Raw genomic sequence first — 24518 nt, 5'->3', positions numbered from 1 at the left:
GCCTGTGCTTATTTCAATTTACATCACTTTGATAAGTCGCCTTATCAGCTACTTCATATATCAAAGGCGGCTACTCCAGTAAGCTGCTTGCAGCGGAAGGAGGAACCATGACAACTCAGCAGACGCTGTCTCTGGGGCAGATCGCCCGGCTGTGCCACGTCAAGCGCGCCGTGGCGACGATGTGGCTCAAGCGCCCTGTCGCCGGCGCCCCGTTTCCCTCCCCGTCCCCCACGGGCCGCTATGCAGCCGACGAGGTGCTCGACTGGCTGGAGCGGACCGGCCGGGGCAACAATCCCCAGCCCCGACTCGACCTCGCCCTCGAAACCACCTTCAACGCGGGCCGTGGCACGAAGGAAATGCAAGCCCTGACCGCGATGGTGGCTGCCCGGAGCATCGTCGACTGCCCGCTGGCGAGCATGGACACCGAGGATCTCCTCGATGCCGTCGAGGAGGCCGACCCCGACGATGACTGGCTCTGGTCGGAGGTCGAGGCGCTCGACGTCGAGAGGCTCTCTCATGAGGCTGACGCGCTAGTCGAGGCAGCCTGGACAACCTCCGACGCCCACGACCGGCTGGTGCAGGAGGTGACGCGTCGGACCGCGAACACACCCCGCCTCGCCGAAGACTTCGTCGCCCTGGTTAGCACAGCCGCCAAGGCCTTGCTGTCCCCGGGCGGGGAGCTCGTGGACGTTAACGGGACCGCCAACGACGTGCTGGTGAACCTGATGCGCGACGAGGACCTCCAGGATGTCGGGCTAGTCCTGCCCGGCGAGGGTGCCGGTCATCGGATGGCGCGACAGCGTCTGGCGGTGCGCCACCTCGTCGCGCGCACACCCTCGTTCGACGACGACTGGCAGCTAGCCGAAGGCAGCGTCATCCTCGCCCGCTTGGAGTCCGACGTGCACGCAGCACTAGATGACCTCGACCAGCTCTCGCTCCAACTCGCGCCGGGCACACGGGCCCTCGTGATTGGTCCAGCCCAGATCCTCGTCGACCCGCTGGGCAGCTCCACGAGCCGTCGCGACGCTGTCCTGCGTGACCACTTGGTGCGCGCTGTGGTGCGACTCCCCCAGGGTCTCTTGGCCGATGGGGCGCGGGGGCATCTGGCGTTGTGGCTGATGGATGGAACGGCGGATGCCCGCCCCTTCGTCGGTGACCTCAGTGGCACCCCGTTGAACAGCGCCTTACGCCAGCGGCTATTGGATGATCTGGTGGCTGTGGCCCAGCAAGACAGTCGCCGCTGCATCGAGTTGCTGCACCCGGTGGCACTCCCCTCCCTCCTAACGCGCTCCAGGTCGCTGGTAACGCTGGGCCAGACCGTGCCGGTGGGGCTGCCCAGTGCCCCCGGTGATGACGCGGCCAAAATCCAGCAACTGCTCACCAGGCTCACGGTTTCCGAGCCGAGTCCGATGGAGGGCATCACGGCGCGGGTGGCCACCGGCCGCACACCATCGTTGGTGGTGCTGGGTGAGCTGGCCCAGCAGCGGCTGGCGAAGGTGGTGTCCGGTACGCGCCTCAACGTCGAGGCGCTCCCCGAGGGGTCGTCCAGGCTGTGGACCGCTGCCGGGTTAGCCCGCCGCGCACCGCAACCCGTCGACATGCTGCAGCTGACCCGGCAGGCTCCCGAGGCGAAGGTGACCCAGCCTGGCGACGTGGTCTTCTGCTCGACCGGGAAGCCGGTCGCCCAGGTGGACGACGAAGGTAGCGCAGTCGTCGCTTATCCAGCGCGGGTACTCCGTCTCGATTCCCGTGCGCCCATCTCACCGCGGTCCGTCGCGGCCGTCATCAATGAGCTTCCTGCCGGATGCGGTGCGTGGCGTACTTGGCAGGTCCCCATAGCCCGGGACCGCAGGGCTACCGACGACACGCTGGCTTTGCTGGAGCGGTGCGAGCGCCAGTTGCAGGACCGACAGAATGTGGTGGACGAGCTCCGCCGCGTGGTGATGCGTTGCGTGCCCTGTGGTGCAGTGACGCTCACCACGACCGAGAAGAAGGAGGGCCAGTGATGGCACCCAGGAAGAAACAGGACGCACTGTTACCCAGCACCGACAAGGAGCTGAAGGACACCCTGTGGAAGGCTGCCGACAAGCTGCGCGGCTCGATGGATGCTTCTCAGTACAAGGACGTGGTGCTGGGGCTGGTCTTCCTCAAGTACGTCTCGGATGCGTTCACGGCGCGGGCTAGCGCGCTGACCGCCGAGCTGACCGAGGAAGGCTATGACGCCGAGGCAATCGCCGAGACTCTGGAAGACCGTGACGAGTACACCGCCTCGAACGTCTTCTGGGTGGACGAGGATGCCCGCTGGCCCCATCTGGTGCAGATGGCGAAGGTGAACGATGTCAAGACGATCGGCCAGCGTCTCAACGAGGCGATGGACCTGTTGATGTCAGACAATCCGTCGTTGGCGGGCACGCTGCCGCGGGTCTTCAACAACTCCAGCGTCGACCAGCGTCGGCTGGCAGAACTGCTGGACCTGCTGAACTCGCTGCGGTTCAGCGGGCAGGGTGCTAGCCGGGCGCGGGATCTGCTGGGGGAGGTGTACGAGTATTTTCTGGCGAAGTTCGCCTTGTCGGAGGGACGCCGGGGTGGCGAGTTCTACACACCGGCCAGCGTTGTGCGCACCATCGTCGAGGTGTTGCAGCCCCGCGAAGGCCGGGTCTACGACCCGTGCTGTGGTTCGGGCGGCATGTTCGTGCAGGCGGAGAAGTTCCTGGCCGCGCACGATGACGACCCGATGAAGCTGTCGGTCTACGGGCAGGAGAACGTGGAGAGCACCTGGCGGATGGCGAAGATGAACCTCGCCATTCACGGCCTGAACGGCAACTTGGGGCCGCGCTGGGGCGATACCTTCTCGCTGGACCTGCACCAGGGCGTACAGATGGACTACGTCATGGCCAACCCGCCGTTCAACATCAAGGACTGGAACCGGGTGGAGTCGGACAGCCGCTGGACCTACGGCGTACCACCGGCTAAGAACGCGAACTACGCCTGGCTTCAGCACATCATCTCGAAGTTGAAGCCCACTGGCACGGCGGGCGTGGTGATGGCCAATGGGTCGATGACATCGAAGTCGGGCGGCGAAGGTGAGATCCGCGCCCAGCTGGTGGAAAACGACCTGGTGAGCTGCATGGTGGCGTTGCCCGAGAAGCTCTTTCGCTCCACCGGCATTCCGGTGTGCATCTGGTTCTTCGCCAAGGACAAGTCGGCCGGTCGGGGTGGTTCCGTGGACCGCCGTGGCGAGGTGCTGTTTATCGATGCCCGCAGCCTGGGCCACATGGTGAGTCGTGCCGAGCGCGCCTTCAGCGACGCCGACATCAAGCAGATCGCCGACGCCTACCACCTGTGGCGCGGCATGGAGATCCTCGATCTGGGCACCAAGGACGCCACGGCGACCGAGTCTTCCTCCCCGGCTCCTGAGTCCGCCGAGGGGACGGGAACAGGTACTGAGCCTGTCGAGACCACTTTCCCGGACGGAGCCTACCGCGACATCCCGGGCTTCTGCCGCTCGGTGAGCCTCGCCGAGATCAAGGAGGCCGGCTACGCGCTGACCCCGGGTCGTTATGTCGGCATGGCCGAGGCCGAGGCTGACGACGAGCCGCTCGACGAGAAGATCGCCCGCCTCACCGCCCAGCTCCAGGAACAGTTCGCCGAGTCCGACCGCCTGCAAGCGGTTGTGCGTGAGCAACTGGGGAGGCTGTGATGTGGCCGGCTGTCCGACTTGGAGACGTCACAACCAAAATTCGTTCTGGCGCTACCCCGAGGGGAGGGGCCTCCGGCTACACAAACTCGCGAATCGCCTTGATCCGGTCACAGAATGTGCTCGATAACTCGATGACACATGAAGGTCTCGCCCATATCAGCGACGAAGCCGCCATGAAGTTGGCAAACGCTTCAGTCGAAAAAGACGATGTTCTTCTCAATATCACTGGGGACTCCGTAGCGCGTTGTTGCGTAATGGAAGAAGCTTTCCTGCCTGCACGCGTGAACCAGCACGTTTCAATTATTAGGACTGAATCACAACTCGACCCACGATTCCTCCAGCGGGCTCTCGTGAATCCAGAAATGAAGAATCATCTTCTAACCATCTCATCCGGAGGAACGCGCAATGCGCTGACCAAGTCGATGCTCGAGAACTTAGAAGTTCCTCTTCCGCCACTCCCCGAGCAACAGGCAATCGCGGAGGTCTTAGGTGCCCTAGACGACAAGATCGCCGCCAACCGCGCTCTTGTCGCCACAGCCGATGATCTTGCGACCGCCATCTACCGTCGTGAATCTAGCACCACAGCGCCCCTGTCTTCTCTCGCGAAGTTCGTCAATGGACGCAACTTCACCAAGGACGCATCTGGGACTGGACGAGCTGTTATTCGCATCGCCGAGCTCAACTCGGGGATTGGCGATTCGACTGTTTTCAACGACGTCGGAGCACTACCACAGAATGTGGCAGGCCCCGGAGACATCTTGTTCGCGTGGAGTGGCTCACTAACGCTAAAGCGGTGGACTGCCGAGGAAGGGCTAGTAAACCAACACATCTTCAAAGTGATCCCAAACAGTGACGTGCCTCAGTGGCTGGTTTATCAAGCGATTCGGCATGCCCTTCCTGATTTCAAGGCCATCGCAGCCGACAAAGCCACCACGATGGGGCACATCCAACGGCACCACCTGGACGCGAAAGTCCCTATCCCAACAACCAGCCAGACAGTACCGCTCGATCCCCTGATGGGTGGGCTTTGGCAGATGGCACTCGCGGCGGAAGTTGAGTCCGCCACCCTCGCCGCACTCCGTGACACCCTGCTACCCGCTCTCATGGACGGAACGCTGCGCGTTAAGGATGCTGAGAGGACAGTCAGCGAGGCTCTCTAGAACTCCTTTCATTTGTATGCAAAACTTTCTTTAAATCCTCTGATTGGAGTTGCCCATGAGCCCCGTAACCAGCCTCGTGCTGAACCGCGTCCAACTTATCGCCCCGCGGATCGACGAGGCCATGGCCAGTGCCATCGTCCAGGCCGAGACCCGCGCCCAGGGTTTCGAGCAGGATCGCTTTCCGCACATCCGGCCGCTCAACATCCGCCAAGACGTCCGCCTCTCTCTCGAAGCAGAGCCTCTTCCCGGCGGCTGGCGGGTCGAGGGCGACCCACGAAAGATGGGCCAGCTGCTGCTCGTTGACAGCGAGACTGGGATGACCGTGCGATTCCTCAAGGCGCCCTACACCCAGCCTGACCACGTACCTCATGCCGGCTACAACCCTGCCCGTCGCGAGACATGGAGCAATGAACCGCTCGACACCAGCCTGCAAACCGCCCTGCCCTCGCTCGGCGATGCCGGCACGCTCGCCAAGCGCACCGACGGCCTGCACGGCGAGACCTTCCTGCTGATCTGGGCCTGGAAGGACCCGTCAGACCGGGAGAGCGGATACGACCTGCGAATCGTCCACACCCGCGCCCCCGGCGCATTCGGCAAGGCCACCCCGTGTGACCTCGACCTTGTCATCCCCCGCGGTGGCCTCGTCAATGAGGACGGTCTTCGCTTCGTTGGCTCGGACGAGGACAGCGACCTTTTCATTTTCGACATCCCCGACGAAAACGACACCGAAGGGCTCGCAGGACAGTGACCGACCAAGATCTCGTCGGCCAGCGCATCCGGGCGCTCGCCGAGCTACTCGGCATGTCGCGCACGCGGCTCGCCGAGAGCGTCGGCGCCACCCCGGCACAGCTGTCCAAGATCGAGAGCGGCATTCAACGCTTCCCGCTCGACCTCGCTGCCGCCATGGCCGAGAAGCACGGCGTCCCACTCGCCTTCTTCACCCAGAACGACCCCGCACACGAGGCGGCCGTGCCCACTTTCCGCAAAAAAGCCCGCGCCTCCGCACTCGACCAGAAGCGCATCACCCGCCTTGCCCGCGAAGCAGCCCGGGTCTTCACCCAGGCTTCAACACAGACCGGCTACAAGCCCTTTGTCTTCACCGACGACAAAGATCTCCTCGACGACGTCGAACAAGTCGCCCTCGAAGTACGACGTGCCGCTGGTATTGCCGACGACGCCCCTGTTCCCAATGTCACACGAGCCCTCGAACGCCAGGGCATCGCCGTCATCAACGGCCTCGACCCAAACACCGAACGAACCCTCGACCTGTCCGGCATCAGCCTGCCAACCCGCCACGACCAGCGGCCGCTCGTCGCCCTGGTCAGCAACCTGCCCGGTGCCGTCGCCCGCTTCACGCTCGCCCACGAGGCTGCCCACCACATCTGGGACCAGGACCTGCCCAGTCCGATCACCAGTACCAAAGACCACCGCGAACTACGCGCCCACCACTTCGCCGGAGCGTTCCTACTCCCCAAACAGCAGGTTATTGCCCGCATCACAGAGCAGACCACGCTGCGCGGATACCTCCCGGTCAAGGCCGATTACGGAGTCAGCGTCGGTGCAATCATCATGCGCTGCCGAAACCTCGGGATCATCAGCAGTAACCGCGCGCGAAGCCTCCAGATCCAGCTCTCCTCCCTGGGATGGCGGGATCCAGACATCGAACCCGTCCCCGTAGCCGACGAACGCCCCCTACTACTCAAACAGGCCCTGAAACGCGCCACCCTCACCGGCGGCCCGGCACTGGGCACCTACACAGGCCTGCCTCCACACCTAGTCCGTCACTGGGCCCGTTTGGACCCGCCCACCAATCCCGCCGATTCCGGAGCCGACATCATCGATCTGGCTACACGCCGGCGTCATTCCCGCACCACCCCCGCACATGAAAGGCACAACCCATGATCCTGGAATCCGAGTGGGAGACCACCATGCTTGACTGGCTCGGTGAGCTCGGCTGGGAGCCGACCACCGGGTCCGCCGTCGAGGCCGGGCGGAAGGGCCTCGACGACCTGGTGCTGAGCGACGTCTTCCTGCACGCCCTGCGCCGCCTCAACCCGGGGGTACCCGACACCTTCCTCGCCCAGGCGCAAGCCGAGATGCTTACCCCGAAGAGCCAGGATGCACTGGCCGAGAACAAGGCCTTCCACGCCCTGCTCGCGCACGGCTTCCACGGGCTCGCCTATGTCGACTCCTCAGGTGCCGAACAGACCCCCACCCTGCGCCTGGTCAGCCCCAACCCCGACGAGAACGCCTTCCATGCGGTGCAACAAGTCCGCATCGTGCACGGCCAAAACAGCCGTCGCTTCGACGTCGTCCTCTACGTCAACGGTCTGCCGCTGGCCGTCGTCGAGCTCAAGCAAGCCGGCGCAGCCAATGCCACCATCGCCAAGGCCCACGCCCAGATCGGAACCTACCTGGCAGAGTTCGGCACCGCCTTCCGTAGCGTGGTCACCACCGTCATCAGCGACGGGATCAGCGCTCAGTACGGCACGCCGTTCACCCCGCTGAACCACTACTCGCCGTGGAAGGTGGACGACTTCGGCACCCCCGTCGAGACCGGCCCTAACACCCCCGAGCTGGAGACCCTCACCTACGGCTTGTTCGACCTGCGCCGATTCCTCGACATGGTCCTCAACTTCACCGCATTCGACGAGGACTCCGGCCACATCACGAAGCGCATTGCCAAACCCCACCAGTACTTCGCCGTGCGCAAGGCCGTCGACTCCACCCTCAAGGCCATCGACTCCACCGGCAAGGCCGGCGTCGTCTGGCACACCCAGGGGTCCGGCAAGAGCATGGAAATGGAGCTCTACGCCAACCTGGTGATGACCCACCCCGAGCTACTCAACCCCACGATCGTCGTCATCACCGATCGCACTGAGCTCGACGGACAGCTGTTCGCCGGCTTCCGTCGCTCCACCCTGTTACCCGAGACGCCCGTGCAGGTCACCCGCCGGTCCGAGCTGCGCGAACGGCTCGCCAACACCGCTTCTGGCGGCATCTACTTCACCACCCTGCAAAAGTTCGGCCGCTCCGCAGCCGAACGTGACTCCGGCCTCGACCACCCCATGCTCACCGACCGGCGCAATGTCATCGTCATGGTCGACGAGGCCCACCGTAGCCACTACGACGACCTCGACGGCTACGCCCGACACCTCAAGGACGCCCTACCCAACGCCACCCTGATTGCCTTCACCGGCACCCCCATCAGCACCGCCGACCATGACACCCGCGCGGTCTTCGGCGAATACATTGACGTCTACGACCTCAGCCGAGCCGTCGACGACGGTGCCACCGTGCCCGTCTACTTCGAGCAACGGTTAATCAACGTCGGACTCACCCCCGACATGACCTCCGAGGACCTCGACCGCATCGCTGACGAGACCACCGAAGGCCTCGACGACGCCGAACGCAGCCGCATCGAGAAATCCGTGCTGGTCATCAACGCCATCTACGGCGCCCCCGAGCGCCTGCACGCCTTGGCCGCCGACATCGTCGCACACTGGGAGGCCCGACGCGCCACCGTCGAGCCCGCCCTACGCGACGGCGACTCCGCGACCACCCCGCACGGCAAGGCGATGATCGTCGGCGCAACCCGCGAGATTTGCGCAAACCTCTACACCGAGATCACTCGGCTGCGACCCGAGTGGCACAACGACGACATCACCAAGGGGCGCATCAAGGTCGTCTATTCCGGCAATGCCACCGACACGGAGCCGATCCGCAACCACGTGCGCCGCGACTCCGAAAACCAGGTAATTAAGAAACGCCTCACCGACGTCAATGATGAGATCGAGCTGGTGATCGTCAAGGACATGATGCTTACCGGCTTCGACGCCCCGCCCCTGCACACCCTTTACCTCGACCGGCCGCTCAAGGGTGCCCTGCTCATGCAGACCCTCGCCCGGGTCAACCGCACCTTCCGCGGCAAACAAGACGGCCTGCTCGTCGGTTACGCACCCCTGGCCGAGAACCTGCGCGAGGCACTCGACGAGTACACCGAGACCGACAAGACCACCCGCCCCGTCGGTCGTGACGTCGACGAGGCCGCCGGGGCCACCCGCGACCTCCTCAATGCCCTTGACCGGCTACTGTCCGGCTACGACTGGATGGGCGTGCTCCGCTCCGGAACCAAAAGCGCCCGACGCGACGCCGTAGCCGGCGCAGTGGAGTACCTCCGCTCGCCCAGCACACCGGGTAACCGCGTCGACGACGGCGAGGAGACCCTGGCCGATCGTTACCGCAAACTGTCGGCCAGGCTCGCCCGCATGTGGGCGCTGTCCGCGGGCAGCCAGACCCTCGACGACAAGCGCATCGACGTCAATTTCTACGAGGAGGTGCGGGTCTGGATGGCCAAGTATGACGCCAAGGAACGCGAGGCCAACGGCCAGCCCGTCCCCGACGAAGTCCTGCGACTGCTGCGCGGTCTGGTCGCCGACGCCACTGTCAGCAGCGGCATCACCGACATCTATGAGGCCGCAGGCATCCCCAAGCCCAGCCTGCAGAACCTCACGCCGGCAATGGTGCAGCAGTTCAAGGATGCCACCAACCCGCACCTGGCTATCGAGGCCCTGCGCGATCTGCTCGTCGAGGAAGCCGACAAGGCCACCCGCAAGAACCTAGTGCGCAACCGCGACTTCAGCGAGCGCATCAACGAACTGATGCTGCGCTACACCAACCAGCAACTCACCTCGGCCCAGGTGATCAGCGAACTTGCCGAGCTAGCCAAGAGCATCAGCGAGGAGAACGCTCGCGGCGCGAAGTTCGACCCGCCGCTCAACCACGAGGAGATCGCCTTCTACGACGCGCTCGCCAATGACCCAGGAGCGTTGGAGACCATGGGCGACGATGTGCTGGCAGCCATGGCCCGCGATCTGCTCGCCATCGTGCGCAAGGACTCCCGCACCGACTGGACCAGGCGCGACGACGTACAGGCCAAGCTCCGCAGCTCGGTGAAACGCCTTTTGCGCCGGCACAAGTATCCGCCCAGCAAACAGCCCGAAGCGGTAAAACTGGTGCTCGAACAGATGGAGGCAATCGCACCGGATTTCCAAGCATGAGACTCGGAAAATATCTCAGCCCGACACAGCCGCGAACCGATACTGAATCCATGGAATGGCTTACCGTGGAGCGCGACGGGAGATTCCAGAAGTTTCTCGGAAAGAACATGAAACGTTATGACTGCACCGACGATGGCATGCAGCTGGATTTCGCGCTCGCCGTCACATATCATTCACTGCACGACCTCGTCTGCAAATATGCGAATCATCAGCTTGCCATCAGCATGGCAGAGCTGGAGTGGTGCCGCTCAAAAAATGCCCCTATAGATCAACAGTATTACCTCCTTGAATCTGCCATCACGCGCCATTGTTGTGCGTGGGAATATCTCTTCCAGATGCTCACCTATATCCTGTCGCTCCAGGAAGAAGTCGCAGCAACCAAGGCGGACTACAACGCCATACTCGGCCTCTCTTCCTACGACGTGGAATTCATTCCAGGCCCCACCGGGACCAAGGTCCAATACACACCACGCGAGATACAACAGGCAGTCCGTGATATTCGACGCCGTCGCCAGGAGCTCGACTACGTACAGGTTGGAGCTCGAGCAGACAGGTTCTTCAGCAAGACCGACAAGAAGTTTGCGCGAGGAACATGGTTGGATGACGTCAAGCGCCTCGTTCGCGACTACCCTGTCCGCGAAGTCACGAAGATCCGGGATCAGATTATCCACCACCGGCCCCTTGGCAGCTCCTACCGAACAGGCTTGGGAGAGGCCCTCCCCGTCAACGGGATCACCTTCTCAAAACCAGCTGCCGAGGAGATCCCGGAGACCCTCAAGAAACTGCGCCAAGCCCAGAAACGCCTCTTCGAGGCGATAGGGATCGTAGTTCGCGAAACTTCCCGGTCAAACATTCCCAACATCAGAGAGAACGAAGGGGTGGAATACTGGATAGCTTTTTATCGGTGTCCTCGTTGCGGCAAGGATTTCCCCGAGCCCAACCGCAGCGAAGCCAAACCATTTCCACTCTTCTACTGCATGAACTGTAGTCTGCAGTCCCGACGCGAGGACGCAAAAGTCAAGCGCAAACTTTCCGTGTCGGAAATCTTATATTCGAGTCATTTGCGCGACTACTTGCCCCGCCTCAGGGAGTCAATCCAGTACATCCCACCCGAACTAAGAGATATCTTACCTTCATCGCATCACACACAGTAAATGAAAGCTTCCTGCTTGTTTTTGTACCAGTGAACCTTACCGGCCGAGTCTCTCATCATCCGCTCGGATAATCGCAACGAATTCACTGCAGTTCGACGGCCAGGATGCGCTTCAGCGGAAGTTTCACGCGCCCCCTCACCAGCTGGTCGCCGTAGTCACGCAACGTCGTGTCTGGTCGGCAGCGCCAGGCGCAGCGGGTCCGTGAGCAGGTGGTAGTCCTGGCTCATGGGTATTTGCTCTTCGCCACCAGTTTGAAACCATGGCTACCGCGTCTCTCTTAGGAGCCAAAGCGACGCTTCATAATCCAGGGCGCAGGGCCGGTTCAGCCCGCCGTCACCCGTCCTTGCGCTCAACCTTGGAGACGGTGACGTCGATCTTCCCCGGGATGCGTCCGGAAGCGGTTATGGCCGTGGCAACCCGGTGACGAAGATCTTGGGTGAGCCGCACGATAGGCACCGTCAGATCGACAGTGACCTCAATTCCCACGTCGGTATGCCCATCCTCCTCACTCACTCGGATTGCGCAGCGATCGTCGGATGTGCCGACCCGACGCCACCACGGCCGGACGAGTCGAGTCACGCCGGGGGTGTTGAGAACAGTGGTGACGATGACCCCTTCCAGATCATCACTGGTTTCGTCGCCCGTCAGGACAGTTCCGGAGACGATAACGTCGTTTTCGGGCTCAGGCATGGATGTCCTCCACAATGATGTCAATGGCTTCTGGGCGTCCGCCCAGCTGGAGATACATTTCCGACGCCACCTGCTGACGCACCCGGTCGGCGCATTCCGGGATCCGAATGCCTTGGGCAACCGACAGGTCAATGCGCAATCTCAACGGGGCATGCGGCACCGAGAAACGAACTCGGCTCAACCTGCCATCCTCGCAATCAGCCAGGGTCTCGCGCACGATGGTGGTCAGCACGGTCTCTCTGACCTCGATGTCGCCATCGTCGTCACTGACGATGCAATGACGCGGCGAGAGATCAGCGCTGTAGGACCTCCACACCGACGACAGCTTCGGTGGATCAACGACTACCTTGGTCTTGGCATCCTCGGCAACCGCGTCGTCACGCAGTTGACCGGCACGAACGGCCACGGTGCGCACCGCCTGGCAGGCTGGGCACTCGACCTCGTGCTCGGTGGGAGGCTGTGTCGCGTTGTCCCAGACGTGGTTCATGTCCGCGCCACACGCGAGATTCACCTCCATGGTTCCATCTCCTCCGCAATGGTGGCCCTCGCCCGGGCCAAACGGCCACGAACGGTGGACACCGGTAATTCTTCAATCTCAGCAATCTCGGCGTATCCGAGACCGTCGATCTGAGCCATGGCCCAGATACGCCTCTGGTTGTCCGGCAGCCGGACAACACTCTTCCTCAACGCCTTCATCGCGGCATCCCTGGTGTGTGCCCTTGCTGGGTCCTGAAGGGTGTCGATCCTCACCGGAACGTCGTCAGGAGCTACCGGATCGGTTGCGCGTCGCCCGGCGGTCCGGACGACTTCCCGGCAACGATTCCGAGCAATGGTGTACATCCACGCCCTGAACCGGGACCTATCGTCGAGATCGGGCAGCTTCTGCCAGGCGGTCAGCAAAACGTCCTGGACGACGTCCTCCGCGTCAATCGTGGCCGGCAAGTGGTTGTGACAGAACCTCAGGAGCGGCCCGCCCCATGACTCAACAACGCGAGCGTATGCCGCAGCATCTCCGTCCTGAGCAGCACTTATGTCCGCAAAAACGATCTCGTCGCCGTCGTCACCTTCGACCCCTCTGACCATGGATTCGACGCTAGCAGCGGTCGAGGACAACTACTGAGTCCTCGACCGCTAGCGCGCAGCTCAGGCGAGCACCTTTCCGTCACGTGTACGCGGCTTGGCCCGTTCGGACTTCTCGTTGAGGAAGGTGGGCTTGGGCATCGGATTGGCGGGGAGGTTGTCTCCGGACTCGTCGACATTGGACACTTCGGTCACGCCGACGTGACTCACACCCATTCCGGTGACGTGTGCCCCCGTCCGCAACTTCGTCCCGAAACGGATCAGCTTGGCATCCAGAGCGGTCTCGACGTCGGGAACCACCTCAGCTTCCAGCCACGTGACGAGCTCACGGACGTCTGCGCGGTCGTCAAGATCGATCTGAACGATCATCTCAGGAGCGACACGTGCTCCGAAGAATCTGACATTGGCACTGCTCACCCCGGGGAATTCCTCGATCTGCTCCTCGATGGCTCGTCCCAGAGCATCGGTGGACAGCACCGTGGATCCATGGTTCGTCTCGTGGCTGATGCTGTAGCTGTGAGCGCGATTGCTCGACGAGAACTGCCGAAGCAGCCAGATCAGCCCAATCACGGCAGCCAGGACGCCCACGATGAGCAGGGCCCAGGAGGCGTGGTCCGTGCGCCATGCCTTCGGCACGTCGGCAATGGGCGCGTCGGGTTCAGGTTGCCACCATCCCCACGACGAGGCGACGTTGAACCGCACCAGCATGAACCACGCGACCACCAGCAACAAGATGATCCCGACGACGGCAAGTCGTGTTCTGTTTGCGCGGCCCCTCATCGCAACCTCACTTTCACGTTCGGGGACTGTTCCAGGCCAAGCGAGTCGACGCGATCAGCAATCCTCCTGGTGAGCTGTTCCCGCATCACCTCAGGATCATTGACGTCGGTCTCGACGTCGATCTTGAGCGCGTTGCCGCGACGCTTCACTGACGAAGATGCGACACCGTCCTCCTCGTCAAGCCAACGAGAAAGCCAGCCCGTCAGGTCGGAGTTGTCCATGACGATCTCGCGGTCGTCCGGGGCACCCTCAGCCGGCTTGAGGAAAACACCAGAAGTGCGTCCCGGCTTGAAAGCCCAGATCACCAGCATCAGGGCGATGACGCCGATGACGATGGCAACCGTCAGCGCGGTGTCGTTGAGCCATGAGGCGGTGGTCATGTGACCACGGCCCCAGCCCAACCACTGTGGCAAGGATCCGTGCTGGAGACGGTGAATGGCAGCGATGATGGCCACCACTCCGGCTGCCACCAGCAGGACACCGAGGATCGTCACTGGGGTCGTCCGAGAGGGACGACGAACGAGTGGCGGAGACATGTATTGATGACTCATCTCAGTTCAGCTCCTTCGTCGTCGATGCCTTGTTGACAACTCGGCTCACCAGAATGTCGATGGTGCCGATCTCAACCCCGGACAGTTTCGGAACCTGTTCGGTCAAACGGGCTCTCAGGTCGTCGCACTGAGCCTGGATGGGGGCGGGATAGCTGATGGCAACTTCCACCTCGAGATCAGCAGTACGACCGGTGAGAACCGCACCCACCTTCGGGCCTCGGTCGAAGTCGGCACGCGACCCCGATCCGAACAACGACGAGGTGGGAGCCCCAAAACCCTCGCTCTGGGCCGCCACGCGGGCAGCCACCTTCTCGACAACCGCCGTGGACACCGTCAAGGCTCCACGGCTGGCCTTCTCACGGTTGTGGACCGCCAGCGACGGCACCGAACGTACGCGGGTGGTGCCGACAGACATCAACGGTTCCGCTGACTTGGCTTGCCGAAGATGTCGTGCACGTCGAGCTGACCATCAATGATCCGCCCCACGATCAGGCCGAGCAGGCCCAGTACCAGCACAACGATGGCCTGCCACACGCCAACGCAGACCGCGATGACGCCCAGCAACAGACCGACGAGTGCTCCGATGCGCGATGCATTCATACTGCGGCCTTTCAGGAGAGCTCGGTGTTCTTACGCTGAGGGGCGACCTGGGTCGGCTGGTCGTCGTCCTCGCCCTCGTCCTCACCCTGGATGTACACATCGGTGACCTGGACGTTGACCTCGACGACCTCGAGGCCGGTGCCATACTCGACAGCGTCAATGATGGTCTCGCGAAGCTTGTTGGCGACCTCGACGACCGAGTAGCCGTAATCGATGACGACGGAGAGATCGATGGCGCACTGACGCTCACCCTTCTCAACCTGAACGCCATTAGAGACGTTGGTGGTGGAGCCCGGGATGCGGTCAGTGATGGAGCTCAGCATGCGACGTCCGGTGGAGCCCATGGCGTGAACGCCAGGAACCTCGCGGCACGCAATACCGGCGATCTTCTGGACGACCTGCTCGGCAATAAGGGTCGAGCCGTGGTCGGTGTGAAGCGGCGACGGGGCCACGGCCTCCTTGGTGGTGTCCGGAAGATTCTCGGTCTTGGTCTCGTCAGTCTTGGCGGAAGCAGTCTTGTTGTCAGCCATGTCGGCTCATCTCCATTCGATCTGTGGCGACTTTCACATGTTCAGATGTTCAGCGAACCGAATCGTCACGCCGAATCCGAGAATTGGGCGAAAAAAATATCCTCCGCGTCCTCGGCTACCCTCGAAACCACCCGATGACAGGAGGGACCATGCCGACGTCCACCACCATGCAGGGATTGACGACCGGGCTGTGTTCGGATCATGCCCACTCCAGCGTCGCCCCTCCCGCCTTCCTCTCCTCGAACTACTTCTACGACACCTTCGGGGAGCGCCCAACCTTTGACTACGGCCGCGGAGGCAACCCCACCCGAGCCCTGCTTGCCGACGCCCTCACGACCCTCGAGGCTGGCACGGGGGCGGTCGTCACCTCGTCGGGAATGTCGGCCATCATGGTCGTGCTGCAGGCCTTCGTGCCGATTGGTGGCCACGTCATCGCGCCGCACGATTGTTACGGCGGTACCTGGCGCATCCTCGACACCTGGGCCACCGCCGGACGTCTGACGGTCGACTGGGTCGACGAGACCGACCTTGACGCCCTGCGCACCGCCCTGGAATCCCCCACCGACCTACTCCTGGTGGAGACCCCGTCCAACCCACTGCTCCGCATCACCGACATCGCTGCCGCGGCTGAGCTGGCTCATTCCTCGAAGGGCGAGCGCACTGTCGTGGCCGTCGACAACACCTTCTGCTCGCCGACCCTGCAGCAGCCGCTGAATCTCGGCGCAGACCTCGTCATCGCTTCCGATACCAAGTTCCTCAACGGCCACTCCGATGTCATCGGCGGCTCCGTCGTCGCCGCTGTCCCGGAGGATGTCGACCTGATGGCCTTCCACGCCAACATGCTAGGGGTGACGGCATCTCCGCTGGATTCCTGGCTGACGCTGCGTGGCCTGCGCACCCTCAGGGTGAGGATGAAGGCCCACTGCACCAACGCTGCCCGGATGGTCGAAATCCTTTCCTCCCACGCTGCCGTCGCGGCGGTGCACTGGCCTGGGCTGCCCGATCACCCCGGTCACGACCTGGCCGCTCGTCAGCAGAAGGACTTCGGATCCCTGCTCAGCTTTGAGCTGGCCGGCGGACTACCCGCTGTCGAGGCATTCATGACCGGAGTGGAAGGGTTCATCCTCGCCGAGTCCCTGGGAGGTGTGGAATCCCTGGTCTGCCATCCTGCGACGATGACCCATGCAGCCATGAGCCAGGAGGCCCGGGACGCCGCTGGGGTCAACGACTCCATGATCCGGATGAGTCCAGGAATCGACCCCGTCGATGACCTCGCCACCTGCCTGAACGAGGCTCTCGACCGAGCCGCTGCCGTCTGAGTCCTCGCGTACCCAATGACCTGCTGACTAGGACCCACGCCCATGAACAGGTCATTGGGGTGGCAGACTGTCCCCCGTGACCCGTTTCCTCAGCGCGAAGCCCGACTCCCGCCTGCTTCCGTTACCGTGGAGCACACCGCTGGCACAGTGGCCGCAGGAGCTCCTGGTCGCGCTGCCCCGAGGCATCTCCCGCCACGTGGTGCGATTCATCACCGTTGGCGACGACGTCTACGCCGCAAAGGAGGTCGTCGAGCACCTGGCGATCCACGAGTACCGGCTGCTGCACGACCTCATGCGTCTGGACACCCCGTCCGTCGAGCCCATCGGAGTCATCACCGACCGTTACTCCACCGATGGGGAACCACTCGAACCGATCATCCTCACCCGCCACCTGCGGTTCTCACTGCCGTACCGGTCCCTGTTCCATTCCGGTGTGCGTCAGGGGACCGTCATGCGGCTGCTCGATGCCCTCGTCGTCCTGTTGGTACGGCTGCACCTGGTGGGATTCCTCTGGGGAGACATCTCGCTGTCGAACGTGTTGTTCCGACGCGACGCCGAGGCCTTCGCGGCCTATCTAGTCGACGCCGAGACCGGCGAGTTCCATGACCGCCTCACCACCGGACAGCGGGAACACGATCTGCAGATCGCCCGCACCAACCTTTACGGAGAGTTCCTCGACCTGGAGGAGGGCGACATGCTCGACGCCGCCCTCGATCCGCTGGGCCTGGTGACGACGATTGAGGACCGGTACCACGAGCTGTGGAACGAGCTCACCGCTGCCGAGGAGTACGCCGGCAGTGACTACTCCCAGGTGGAGTCGCGGGTGCGTCGTCTCAATGCCCTGGGTTTCGACGTCGCCGAGCTAGACATCCAGACCTCGTCGGACGGTCAGCGGCTGCGCATCCAGCCCAAAGTCGTCGACGCCGGGCACCACCAGCGTCGTCTGCTGCGTCTGACTGGTCTGGACACCGAAGAGTTCCAGGCGCGTCGTCTCCTCAACGACCTCGACACCTTCCGGGCCCGCAATGGCCTGCAGGGAGTTGACGAGGCGGTGGCTGCCCATCGCTGGCTCACCGAGTGCTTCGAGCCCGTCGTCCAGCAGATTCCCCCGGAACTGTCCCGCAAGCGCGAGCTCGCGCAGTTCTACCACGAGGTGCTCGACTACCGCTGGTACGAGTCCCAGCGCCAGCAGCGCGAGGTTCCGCACATCGAGGCGGCCCAGGGATATGTTCGCGACATCCTGGCCCAGCTTCCTGACGAGGCCATAAGTGCGGAATCGGTTGTCTCCGTCGACGGATCGCAACCACGCAGCGGTCACGAGCTGATCAATGTGTACGACCCGTCCCTGGGATATGTCGAGGACGAGGAGGATGACGCCCCCTATGACCCGTGGGAGGCCGATGCCGAATCCGTAGACGTGGAATCGGCATCTCGTCTCGACATCGACGCCTTGCGCGCCCGCGGGAAGGGCTAGGAAAACCTCGTCACTCCGAGGACTTCGGCGGTATCGGCACCGTGAACGACCCACCCTTGGAAGATCCACCGCTGAACGATCCCCACTGTGTGGGAGCTGCTGCCACCGAAGGGCCGGCCTCAGGCTGAGTCCTGGGCTCCTCAGCGTCCTTGTCAGGACGCGATCCGGGGACGACCGGCTTGATGGATTCACCCATCGCGGCCTCCAGGGCCCGGGAGATGGGGCTGGACGACGGCTTGTGCTTGCGAATCTCGGCCATGCGGCCATGGTAGGCGATGTGTCGGGGTCCCCCGGTAGCCTTGAGGCGTGACGTTCAAGCTCTACAACACCGCTACCCATGGCATCGAGACCTTCGAACCCCTGCACGAGGGTCAAGTGTCGATCTACCACTGTGGCATGACGGTGCAGTCCAGTCCGCACCTGGGCCACATCCGCAAGGAGGTCGTCTTCGACGTCCTGCGGCGCTGGTTGGAGTGTTCTGGCTACCAGGTGACAGTCGTCGCCAACGTCACCGATATTGACGACAAGATCCTCGCCAAGTCCGCTGCTGCCGGCGTGCCCTGGTGGGCCCACGCCTACCACTACGAGAACGAGCTGCACGCGGCCTACAAGGCTCTAGGATGTCGTCCACCATCCTACGAGCCGCGCGCCACCGGCCACATCCCGGAGATGATCGAGCTCATCAGAAACCTCATCGAGAAGGGCCACGCCTACCCCGCCCCGGACGGCTCCGGTGACGTCTACTTCGACGTCCGGTCCTGGCCGCGATACGGGGAGTTGTCCGGGATGCGCGTCGACGAGATGGCCCCGGCCGAGGACTCCGACCCGCGTGGCAAGCGTGACCCACGCGACTTCGCACTGTGGAAGGGGCACAAGGATGATGAACCGGAGACGGCATCCTGGGCCTCCCCCTGGGGACGTGGTCGTCCCGGTTGGCACCTGGAGTGCTCGGCCATGTCCGGGAAGTACCTGGGTGATGCCTTCGACATCCATGGCGGCGGCATCGACCTGCGATTCCCCCACCACGAGAACGAGTTGGCGCAGTCGGCGGCGGCCGGACGTGCGTTTGCCCATTACTGGATGCACAACGCCTGGGTGACGATGTCCGGGGAGAAGATGAGCAAGTCCCTGGGCAATACCGCCCAGGTAACCGAGGTCACCAAGACCTACAGCCCACGAGCCGTCAGGTACTTCCTGCTCGCCCCCCACTACCGCTCCATGATCGAGTTCAGCCCATCCGACGAAGACACCAAGGGATCCCTCGACGAGGCCACCAAGGCCATCGAGCGCATTGATTCCTTCCTGGATCGCGCCCGCGACCTCGTCGGCGAGGAGGCCGCGCCGTCGAAGGATCTGCCGGCGGCCTTCGTCACGGCGATGGACGATGACTTGGGAACCCCGCAAGCGGTTGCGGCCCTGTTCAGCGAGATCACCGAGGGCAACAAGTCCGTCTCTGCCCACGACGTCGACGCCACCCGCGAGCACATGGCTCGGGTACGTGCCATGCTCGCGGTCTTCGGGCTCGATCCGCAGGCCCCGGAATGGGCGGATACCGCCGGAAACGAGGCCCGTCTCGAACCAGTCGTCGACGGCTTGGTCCAGGCCATGCTTGATCAGCGTGCCGAGGCCCGTTCCCGCAAGGACTGGGCGACTGCCGACGCGATTCGTGACACCTTGACCAACCTCGGACTGACGATCGAGGACACCCCCACCGGCGCCCACTGGTCGCTGAGCTGACGAGGAGACCGACATGGCAGGAAATTCCAAGCGCCGCGGCGCAGGACACAAGGGCAAAAGTTCCGCTTCCGGATCCGGTGGCCGAGGTCGCAGGGGCCTCAAGGGCCGCGGACCCACCCCCAAGGCCGAGGATCGCACTTACCACAAGGCGTACAAGGCCAAGCAGGAGAAGCTGGCTCGCGGCGGCAACCGCAAGCCAGCCGAGAAGCAGGCCAAGGGTGCCGGCCCGGAGTGGGTGATCGGTCGTAATCCGGTGTTGGAGGCCCTGCACGCCGGTCTTCCGGTGCGCACCGCCTACGTCGCGAAAGGAGCCGAACACGACTCCCGGCTGCGAGAGATCCTCTCCTTCGCCGCTGACAACGGCATCGTGTTGATGCAGGCCACTCGTGGTGAGCTCGACCGCATGACGGGTGGGTCCAATCACCAGGGTGTGGCCCTGCGCCTTCCCGAGTACGAGTACGCCACGGTCGACGACATCATCGATGCCGGCACTCAGGCCTATCGCGGCGGTCTCGTCGTGGCACTGGACAAGATCACCGATCCACGCAATCTGGGAGCGATCATCCGCTCGGCTGCCGCTTTCGGCGCCCAGGGCGTGCTCATCCCGTCTCGCCGCTCGGCCTCGATGACCGCTGCGGCGTGGAAGACCTCCGCCGGGGCTGCCGCACGCATCCCGGTGGCGATGGCGTCGAACCTCAACCAGGCCCTCGGCAAGTTCGCCGAGGCCGGCTGGATGATCGTCGGGCTGGCTGGCGAGGCCGACTCCGACATCGCTGCCGCTCCCGGTCTGGATGGTCCACTGGTGCTCGTTGTCGGTTCCGAAGGTGAGGGCTTGGCCCGTCTCACCCGGCAGTCCTGTGACGTGCTGGCGTCGATCCCGATCAGTAGTGACGTCGAGTCCCTCAACGCCTCGGTGGCAGCATCGATCGCGCTGTACGAGGCGTCAAGGGTACGCGGGAGTGCGTCAGAGAGCTGAAGGAGCCAGACGCCATTCCACGGGAAACCGTGGCAAGTCCTCGAGACATCGATGCTTCAGGGATAGTTAACTGACAAACCCCCAACGTCGGAGATCACAAGTGAGCAACGAAGCACTCGACAAAGTCCTGACGAATCTCGTCATCCCGGTGGTCGTCATCCATGAGGCCGCCACCACCCCGGCCGTCACCGACGGTCTCGTCGACGGCGGGCTCCCCGTCGCCGAGGTGACCTTCCGCACCGACGCCGCACCCGCCGCCATCGAGTCGATGGCCGAGGACGGGCGCGTCATGGTCGGAGCCGGAACCGTTATCAATGCCCGTCAGGTCGACGAGGCGGTGAGCGCGGGAGCGACCTTCGTCGTCTCTCCCGGCCTGTCCCGTGAGGTCGTCGACCGCTGCCGACACCATGACATCCCGATCCTGCCGGGAGTCATCACCCCCACTGAGATCATGGCCGGTGTCGACATGGGGCTGGACACCTTCAAGTTCTTCCCGGCCGGAAACTACGGCGGTGCTGCCACGATTTCTTCCCTGGGCGGCCCCTTCCCGAACCTACGTTTTGTCCCCACTGGCGGAGTCAAGCCGCACAACCTGGCGGACTTCCTCTCCCGCCCCAACATCCCTGCGGTCGGTGGCACCTGGCTCACCCCAGCCGACGCCGTCGCTGCCCGGGACAGTCAAACCATCGCCAACTTGGCACGCGAGGCCGCCCGCAGTGCCCACAGCATCCTCGAGGAGCAGTCATGAGCATCACACTTCGTTCCGCAGACCAGTGCCGTTACGACATCGTCTCTCTCGGCGAGGTGATGCTCCGCCTCGATCCGGGTGAGCGTCGCATCCGCACCGCCACGTCCTTCGATGTCTGGGAGGGCGGCGGCGAGTACAACGTCGGCCGTGGCCTGTCCCGGGTCTTCGGCAAGCGTGCCGCCGTCATCACCGGTCTCGTCGACGACCCGGTCGGCCACCTCGTTGGCGACCGCATCACCGCCGGCGGAGTCGACGACCAGTTCATCACTTGGGTGCCTTCCGACGGAGTCGGTCGCACGGTGCACACCGGGCTCAACTTCACCGAGCGTGGCTTCGGTGTTCGCGGGGCCGTCGGCGTCTCGGACCGCGGCCACACCGCTGCCAGCCAGCTGCGCGCCGAGGACATCGACCTCGACCGCCTCTTCGGGGAATTGGGAGTGCGCTGGCTGCACACCGGCGGCATCTACACCGCCCTGTCGGAGACCAGTGCCCAGACTGCCAAGGCCGTCATGGAGGCCGCCCACGCAAACGGGACGATCATCTCCTACGACCTCAACTACCGACCCAGCCTGTGGAAGTCGATCGGCGGTCAGGAGGAGGCCCGCCGCGTCAATCGCGAGCTGGCCAGCCTGGTCGACGTCATGATCGGCAACGAGGAGGACTTCACGGCCGGCCTCGGCTTCGAGGTCGGGGGGAACGACGAGAACCTCTCCAATCTCGACGTCGATTCCTACGCCAACATGATCGACAAGGTGGTCGAGGAGTTCTCGAACATCTCCGTCGTCGCCACCACTCTGCGTCAGGTGCGCACTGCCAGCCGCAACGACTGGTCGGCCATCGCGTGGTCGAAGGACACCGGCCTGGTGCGCTCGGTCGAACGTCCCGACTTGGAGATCCTCGACCGTGTTGGCGGCGGCGACTCTTTCGCTGCTGGCCTGGTGGCCGGAATCATGGAGACTGGAGACCTGCAGAAGGCCGTCGAGTGGGGGGCTGCCCACGGCGCTCTGGCCATGACCACCCCTGGCGACACCTCCATGGCCACCCGCTCCGAGGTGGAGAATCTCGCTGCCGGAGGTTCTGCCCGAGTGAAGCGCTGACTGGCACCGGACTCATATCGGACGGCGAGCCCGAAGGGCTCGCCGTTCTTTTTGGCCCCCAGCCACGAGCAGGTCCTGGGACGGGTAGATTCGTGCTCACCATCCCGTCATGACAGGAGCCATCCGTGAGTGAGCCCAGTGCCGTCGATCCCACAGCCCGCGACATCGCCGAGAAGCTGGCCCCGGCCTACCGCACCATGCTCAACGCGATCGCACAAGTTGAGCCCCGGATTGCGGAGGCCACCCGAGCCGAACTGACCGACCAGCGTCATTCCCTCAAGCTCATCGCCTCCGAGAACTACGCATCCCTGCCAGTCCTTGCGACCATGGGTACCTGGTTCTCCGACAAGTACGCCGAGGGCACCGCCGGTCACCGCTTCTACGCCGGCTGCCAGAACGTCGACACCGTTGAGGCGATTGCTGCCGAGCACGCCTGCACCCTCTTCGGCGCTGAGCATGCCTACGTGCAGCCGCACTCCGGTATTGACGCCAACCTCACTGCCTACTGGACGATCCTCGCCCATCACGTCGAGACCCCGGCCCTCGAGGAGTTCGGAGCGCGCACCGTCAACGACCTCACCCAGGCCGACTGGGACACCCTGCGCCACCGCTTCAACGACCAGCGCGCCATCGGCATGAGCCTGGACACCGGCGGCCACCTCACCCACGGTTTCCGTCCGAACATCTCGGGCAAGATGTTCGACCAGCGCTCCTACGGAACGGACCCGCAGACCGGTCTGCTCGATTACGACAAGGTCGCCGAGCTGGCCCGCGAGTTCAAGCCCCTCGTCGTCGTCGCCGGGTACTCCGCCTACCCTCGCCGGGTGAACTTCGCGAAGATGCGCGAGATCGCCGACGAGGTCGGAGCCGTCCTCATGGTCGACATGGCTCACTTCGCCGGCCTGGTGGCCGGCAAGGTCTTCACCGGTGACGAGGACCCGGTCCCCCACGCCCAAGTGGTGACGACGACGACTCACAAGTCCTTGCGCGGCCCGCGTGGCGGCATGGTGCTGACGACCAAGGAGTATGCCGCCGACGTCGATCGTGGCTGCCCGATGGTCCTCGGTGGCCCGCTCTCCCACGTCATGGCAGCCAAGGCCGTCGCCCTGGCCGAGGCTCGTACCCAGGCATTCCGCGACTACGCCCAACGTGTCGCCGACAATGCCAAGGCCCTGGCTGAGGGACTTATGAAGCGCGGCGTCAAACTCGTCACCGACGGCACTGACAACCACATCAACCTGCTCGACGTCACCACGAGCTTCGGACTGACCGGTCGGCAGGCCGAAGCTGCCCTGCTGGATTCCGGCGTCGTGACCAACCGCAACTCCATCCCGGCCGACCCGAATGGCGCCTGGTACACCTCGGGCGTGCGCATCGGCACCCCGGCCCTGACCTCGCGTGGGTTCGGGGCCGATGAATTCGATCAGGTTGCTGAGCTCATCGTCACCGCTCTGAAGGCCACCACCCCGGTGACGGCTTCCAGTGGCAAGCCGGGCAAGGCCAAGTACCAGATCGCCGACGGCGTGGCCCAGAAGGTCCATGATGCCGCCGACGAACTGCTCGGGAACTTCCCGCTCTATCCGGGGCTGGATCTGGCCTGAGGGTTTTGACCTCCTCTCACCGGAGTTTTGGGCAGAATTTTCCCCCAACGGAGTTGTCACACAATGTGATATCGATCTTTCGACGGCCCGTGTTCCACGAGAAGAACACGGGCCGTCGAGTTCTTGTCGATGCCTTCTGATGGAGCAAAAGACATCAGGACACTGGGTTCGTCGGAGATTGAAAGGACTCTCCGAAACTGCCCCCGTGTGGACCCATCCCCGGAGGACCGGGAGTACCTCTGAGGCGGGGTCTTACCACAC

The 24518-nt window shown here is 63.7% G+C and carries 23 protein-coding genes; 14 read left to right on the top strand and 9 right to left on the bottom strand.

Annotation, left to right across the window (positions count from 1 at the left end):
* The first annotated feature begins 107 nt into the window (after positions 1–107).
* The 7 genes from AC6I1W_RS04850 to AC6I1W_RS04820 are packed head-to-tail and all read left to right on the top strand — an operon-like array spanning position 108 to position 11074.
* The gene (locus AC6I1W_RS04850) at positions 108–2006 is read left to right on the top strand and encodes a hypothetical protein (protein WP_069101844.1); all 1899 of its coding nucleotides are present in this window, start codon (positions 108–110) and stop codon (positions 2004–2006) included.
* Complete coding sequence (locus tag AC6I1W_RS04845; RefSeq protein WP_117188850.1) at positions 2006–3700, top strand: class I SAM-dependent DNA methyltransferase; 1695 nt, start codon at positions 2006–2008, stop codon at positions 3698–3700. The genes AC6I1W_RS04850 and AC6I1W_RS04845 overlap by 1 nt, the downstream gene beginning before the upstream one ends.
* Positions 3700–4860, top strand: coding sequence for a restriction endonuclease subunit S (locus AC6I1W_RS04840; RefSeq protein WP_284950368.1), 1161 nt, complete (start codon positions 3700–3702; stop codon positions 4858–4860). Before AC6I1W_RS04845 ends, AC6I1W_RS04840 begins: the two co-directional genes overlap by 1 nt.
* A gap of 55 nt (positions 4861–4915) precedes the next feature.
* Complete coding sequence (locus tag AC6I1W_RS04835) at positions 4916–5608, top strand: hypothetical protein (RefSeq protein WP_117188854.1); 693 nt, start codon at positions 4916–4918, stop codon at positions 5606–5608.
* Positions 5605–6762 carry a helix-turn-helix domain-containing protein gene (locus AC6I1W_RS04830; protein ID WP_016667008.1) on the top strand — a complete coding sequence of 386 codons (1158 nt, stop codon included), beginning with the start codon at positions 5605–5607 and terminating at the stop codon, positions 6760–6762. The genes AC6I1W_RS04835 and AC6I1W_RS04830 overlap by 4 nt, the downstream gene beginning before the upstream one ends.
* On the top strand, positions 6759–9920 hold the full coding sequence (locus AC6I1W_RS04825; protein ID WP_117188856.1) for a type I restriction endonuclease subunit R: 3162 nt from the start codon (positions 6759–6761) through the stop codon (positions 9918–9920). The genes AC6I1W_RS04830 and AC6I1W_RS04825 overlap by 4 nt, the downstream gene beginning before the upstream one ends.
* Before the next feature lie 50 nt (positions 9921–9970).
* The gene (locus tag AC6I1W_RS04820) at positions 9971–11074 is read left to right on the top strand and encodes a hypothetical protein (RefSeq protein WP_284950366.1); all 1104 of its coding nucleotides are present in this window, start codon (positions 9971–9973) and stop codon (positions 11072–11074) included.
* A gap of 333 nt (positions 11075–11407) precedes the next feature.
* On the opposite strand, the gene AC6I1W_RS04815 is transcribed toward AC6I1W_RS04820, so the two are convergent.
* From AC6I1W_RS04815 to AC6I1W_RS04780, 8 genes are read right to left on the bottom strand one after another with little or no spacing between them, the layout of a single operon-like run.
* A complete protein-coding gene (locus AC6I1W_RS04815) occupies positions 11408–11764 on the bottom strand; it encodes a hypothetical protein (protein WP_270237222.1) in 357 nt (118 codons plus the stop codon).
* Positions 11757–12281 (bottom strand): Asp23/Gls24 family envelope stress response protein, encoded by a 525-nt coding sequence (locus tag AC6I1W_RS04810; RefSeq protein WP_065674317.1) that lies wholly within the window; start codon positions 12279–12281, stop codon positions 11757–11759. The genes AC6I1W_RS04815 and AC6I1W_RS04810 overlap by 8 nt, the downstream gene beginning before the upstream one ends.
* Positions 12272–12847, bottom strand: coding sequence for an RNA polymerase sigma factor (locus AC6I1W_RS04805; RefSeq protein ID WP_284950365.1), 576 nt, complete (start codon positions 12845–12847; stop codon positions 12272–12274). Before AC6I1W_RS04805 ends, AC6I1W_RS04810 begins: the two co-directional genes overlap by 10 nt.
* A 60-nt stretch (positions 12848–12907) precedes the next feature.
* Complete coding sequence (amaP, locus tag AC6I1W_RS04800; protein ID WP_284950364.1) at positions 12908–13624, bottom strand: alkaline shock response membrane anchor protein AmaP; 717 nt, start codon at positions 13622–13624, stop codon at positions 12908–12910.
* Entirely contained in the window at positions 13621–14175 is a 555-nt protein-coding gene (locus AC6I1W_RS04795) for a DUF6286 domain-containing protein (RefSeq protein WP_117188868.1), read from the bottom strand. The genes amaP and AC6I1W_RS04795 overlap by 4 nt, the downstream gene beginning before the upstream one ends.
* Position 14176: 1 nt before the next feature.
* Positions 14177–14590, bottom strand: a complete 414-nt coding sequence (locus AC6I1W_RS04790) for an Asp23/Gls24 family envelope stress response protein (RefSeq protein WP_065674313.1) — start codon at positions 14588–14590, stop codon at positions 14177–14179.
* Complete coding sequence (locus tag AC6I1W_RS04785; RefSeq protein ID WP_004810640.1) at positions 14590–14775, bottom strand: DUF2273 domain-containing protein; 186 nt, start codon at positions 14773–14775, stop codon at positions 14590–14592. Before AC6I1W_RS04785 ends, AC6I1W_RS04790 begins: the two co-directional genes overlap by 1 nt.
* An 11-nt stretch (positions 14776–14786) precedes the next feature.
* Positions 14787–15305, bottom strand: coding sequence for an Asp23/Gls24 family envelope stress response protein (locus AC6I1W_RS04780; RefSeq protein WP_065674312.1), 519 nt, complete (start codon positions 15303–15305; stop codon positions 14787–14789).
* A gap of 149 nt (positions 15306–15454) precedes the next feature.
* Between AC6I1W_RS04780 and AC6I1W_RS04775 the strand changes: the two genes are divergently transcribed.
* Entirely contained in the window at positions 15455–16624 is a 1170-nt protein-coding gene (locus tag AC6I1W_RS04775) for a trans-sulfuration enzyme family protein (RefSeq protein ID WP_270237217.1), read from the top strand.
* Between the two features lie 76 nt (positions 16625–16700).
* A complete protein-coding gene (locus AC6I1W_RS04770) occupies positions 16701–18098 on the top strand; it encodes a DUF4032 domain-containing protein (RefSeq protein ID WP_270237216.1) in 1398 nt (465 codons plus the stop codon).
* A gap of 10 nt (positions 18099–18108) precedes the next feature.
* Here AC6I1W_RS04770 and AC6I1W_RS04765 read toward each other — a convergent pair whose 3' ends face one another.
* Positions 18109–18357, bottom strand: coding sequence for a hypothetical protein (locus AC6I1W_RS04765; RefSeq protein WP_065674310.1), 249 nt, complete (start codon positions 18355–18357; stop codon positions 18109–18111).
* Between the two features lie 47 nt (positions 18358–18404).
* Between AC6I1W_RS04765 and cysS the strand changes: the two genes are divergently transcribed.
* From cysS to AC6I1W_RS04740, 5 genes are all read left to right on the top strand, one after another.
* On the top strand, positions 18405–19835 hold the full coding sequence (cysS, locus tag AC6I1W_RS04760; protein WP_065674309.1) for a cysteine--tRNA ligase: 1431 nt from the start codon (positions 18405–18407) through the stop codon (positions 19833–19835).
* A 13-nt stretch (positions 19836–19848) separates the two neighbouring features.
* Positions 19849–20811: a 23S rRNA (guanosine(2251)-2'-O)-methyltransferase RlmB gene (rlmB, locus tag AC6I1W_RS04755; RefSeq protein WP_462553483.1), complete on the top strand. Its 963-nt coding sequence runs from the start codon at positions 19849–19851 to the stop codon at positions 20809–20811.
* A gap of 100 nt (positions 20812–20911) precedes the next feature.
* Entirely contained in the window at positions 20912–21559 is a 648-nt protein-coding gene (locus AC6I1W_RS04750) for a bifunctional 4-hydroxy-2-oxoglutarate aldolase/2-dehydro-3-deoxy-phosphogluconate aldolase (RefSeq protein WP_270237214.1), read from the top strand.
* On the top strand, positions 21556–22656 hold the full coding sequence (locus AC6I1W_RS04745; protein WP_284950358.1) for a sugar kinase: 1101 nt from the start codon (positions 21556–21558) through the stop codon (positions 22654–22656). The genes AC6I1W_RS04750 and AC6I1W_RS04745 overlap by 4 nt, the downstream gene beginning before the upstream one ends.
* A gap of 125 nt (positions 22657–22781) precedes the next feature.
* The gene (locus tag AC6I1W_RS04740; RefSeq protein ID WP_065674305.1) at positions 22782–24257 is read left to right on the top strand and encodes a glycine hydroxymethyltransferase; all 1476 of its coding nucleotides are present in this window, start codon (positions 22782–22784) and stop codon (positions 24255–24257) included.
* Positions 24258–24518: the final 261 nt, after the last annotated feature.

Source organism: Cutibacterium sp. KB22876, assembly GCF_059728865.1.
Note: the sequence above shows the minus strand (reverse complement) of the source record. Positions and strands in the feature narration are given on the sequence as shown.

Coding starts and splice junctions, on each gene's coding strand:
- AC6I1W_RS04850 (WP_069101844.1), top strand. CDS start 108: ATGACAACTCAGCAGACGCTGTCTCTGGGGCAGATCGCCCGGCTGTGC.
- AC6I1W_RS04845 (WP_117188850.1), top strand. CDS start 2,006: ATGGCACCCAGGAAGAAACAGGACGCACTGTTACCCAGCACCGACAAG.
- AC6I1W_RS04840 (WP_284950368.1), top strand. CDS start 3,700: ATGTGGCCGGCTGTCCGACTTGGAGACGTCACAACCAAAATTCGTTCT.
- AC6I1W_RS04835 (WP_117188854.1), top strand. CDS start 4,916: ATGAGCCCCGTAACCAGCCTCGTGCTGAACCGCGTCCAACTTATCGCC.
- AC6I1W_RS04825 (WP_117188856.1), top strand. CDS start 6,759: ATGATCCTGGAATCCGAGTGGGAGACCACCATGCTTGACTGGCTCGGT.
- AC6I1W_RS04820 (WP_284950366.1), top strand. CDS start 9,971: ATGGAATGGCTTACCGTGGAGCGCGACGGGAGATTCCAGAAGTTTCTC.
- AC6I1W_RS04815 (WP_270237222.1), bottom strand. CDS start 11,764: ATGCCTGAGCCCGAAAACGACGTTATCGTCTCCGGAACTGTCCTGACG.
- AC6I1W_RS04810 (WP_065674317.1), bottom strand. CDS start 12,281: ATGGAGGTGAATCTCGCGTGTGGCGCGGACATGAACCACGTCTGGGAC.
- AC6I1W_RS04805 (WP_284950365.1), bottom strand. CDS start 12,847: ATGGTCAGAGGGGTCGAAGGTGACGACGGCGACGAGATCGTTTTTGCG.
- amaP (WP_284950364.1), bottom strand. CDS start 13,624: ATGAGGGGCCGCGCAAACAGAACACGACTTGCCGTCGTCGGGATCATC.
- AC6I1W_RS04795 (WP_117188868.1), bottom strand. CDS start 14,175: ATGAGTCATCAATACATGTCTCCGCCACTCGTTCGTCGTCCCTCTCGG.
- AC6I1W_RS04790 (WP_065674313.1), bottom strand. CDS start 14,590: ATGTCTGTCGGCACCACCCGCGTACGTTCGGTGCCGTCGCTGGCGGTC.
- AC6I1W_RS04785 (WP_004810640.1), bottom strand. CDS start 14,775: ATGAATGCATCGCGCATCGGAGCACTCGTCGGTCTGTTGCTGGGCGTC.
- AC6I1W_RS04780 (WP_065674312.1), bottom strand. CDS start 15,305: ATGGCTGACAACAAGACTGCTTCCGCCAAGACTGACGAGACCAAGACC.
- AC6I1W_RS04775 (WP_270237217.1), top strand. CDS start 15,455: ATGCCGACGTCCACCACCATGCAGGGATTGACGACCGGGCTGTGTTCG.
- AC6I1W_RS04765 (WP_065674310.1), bottom strand. CDS start 18,357: ATGGCCGAGATTCGCAAGCACAAGCCGTCGTCCAGCCCCATCTCCCGG.
- rlmB (WP_462553483.1), top strand. CDS start 19,849: ATGGCAGGAAATTCCAAGCGCCGCGGCGCAGGACACAAGGGCAAAAGT.
- AC6I1W_RS04745 (WP_284950358.1), top strand. CDS start 21,556: ATGAGCATCACACTTCGTTCCGCAGACCAGTGCCGTTACGACATCGTC.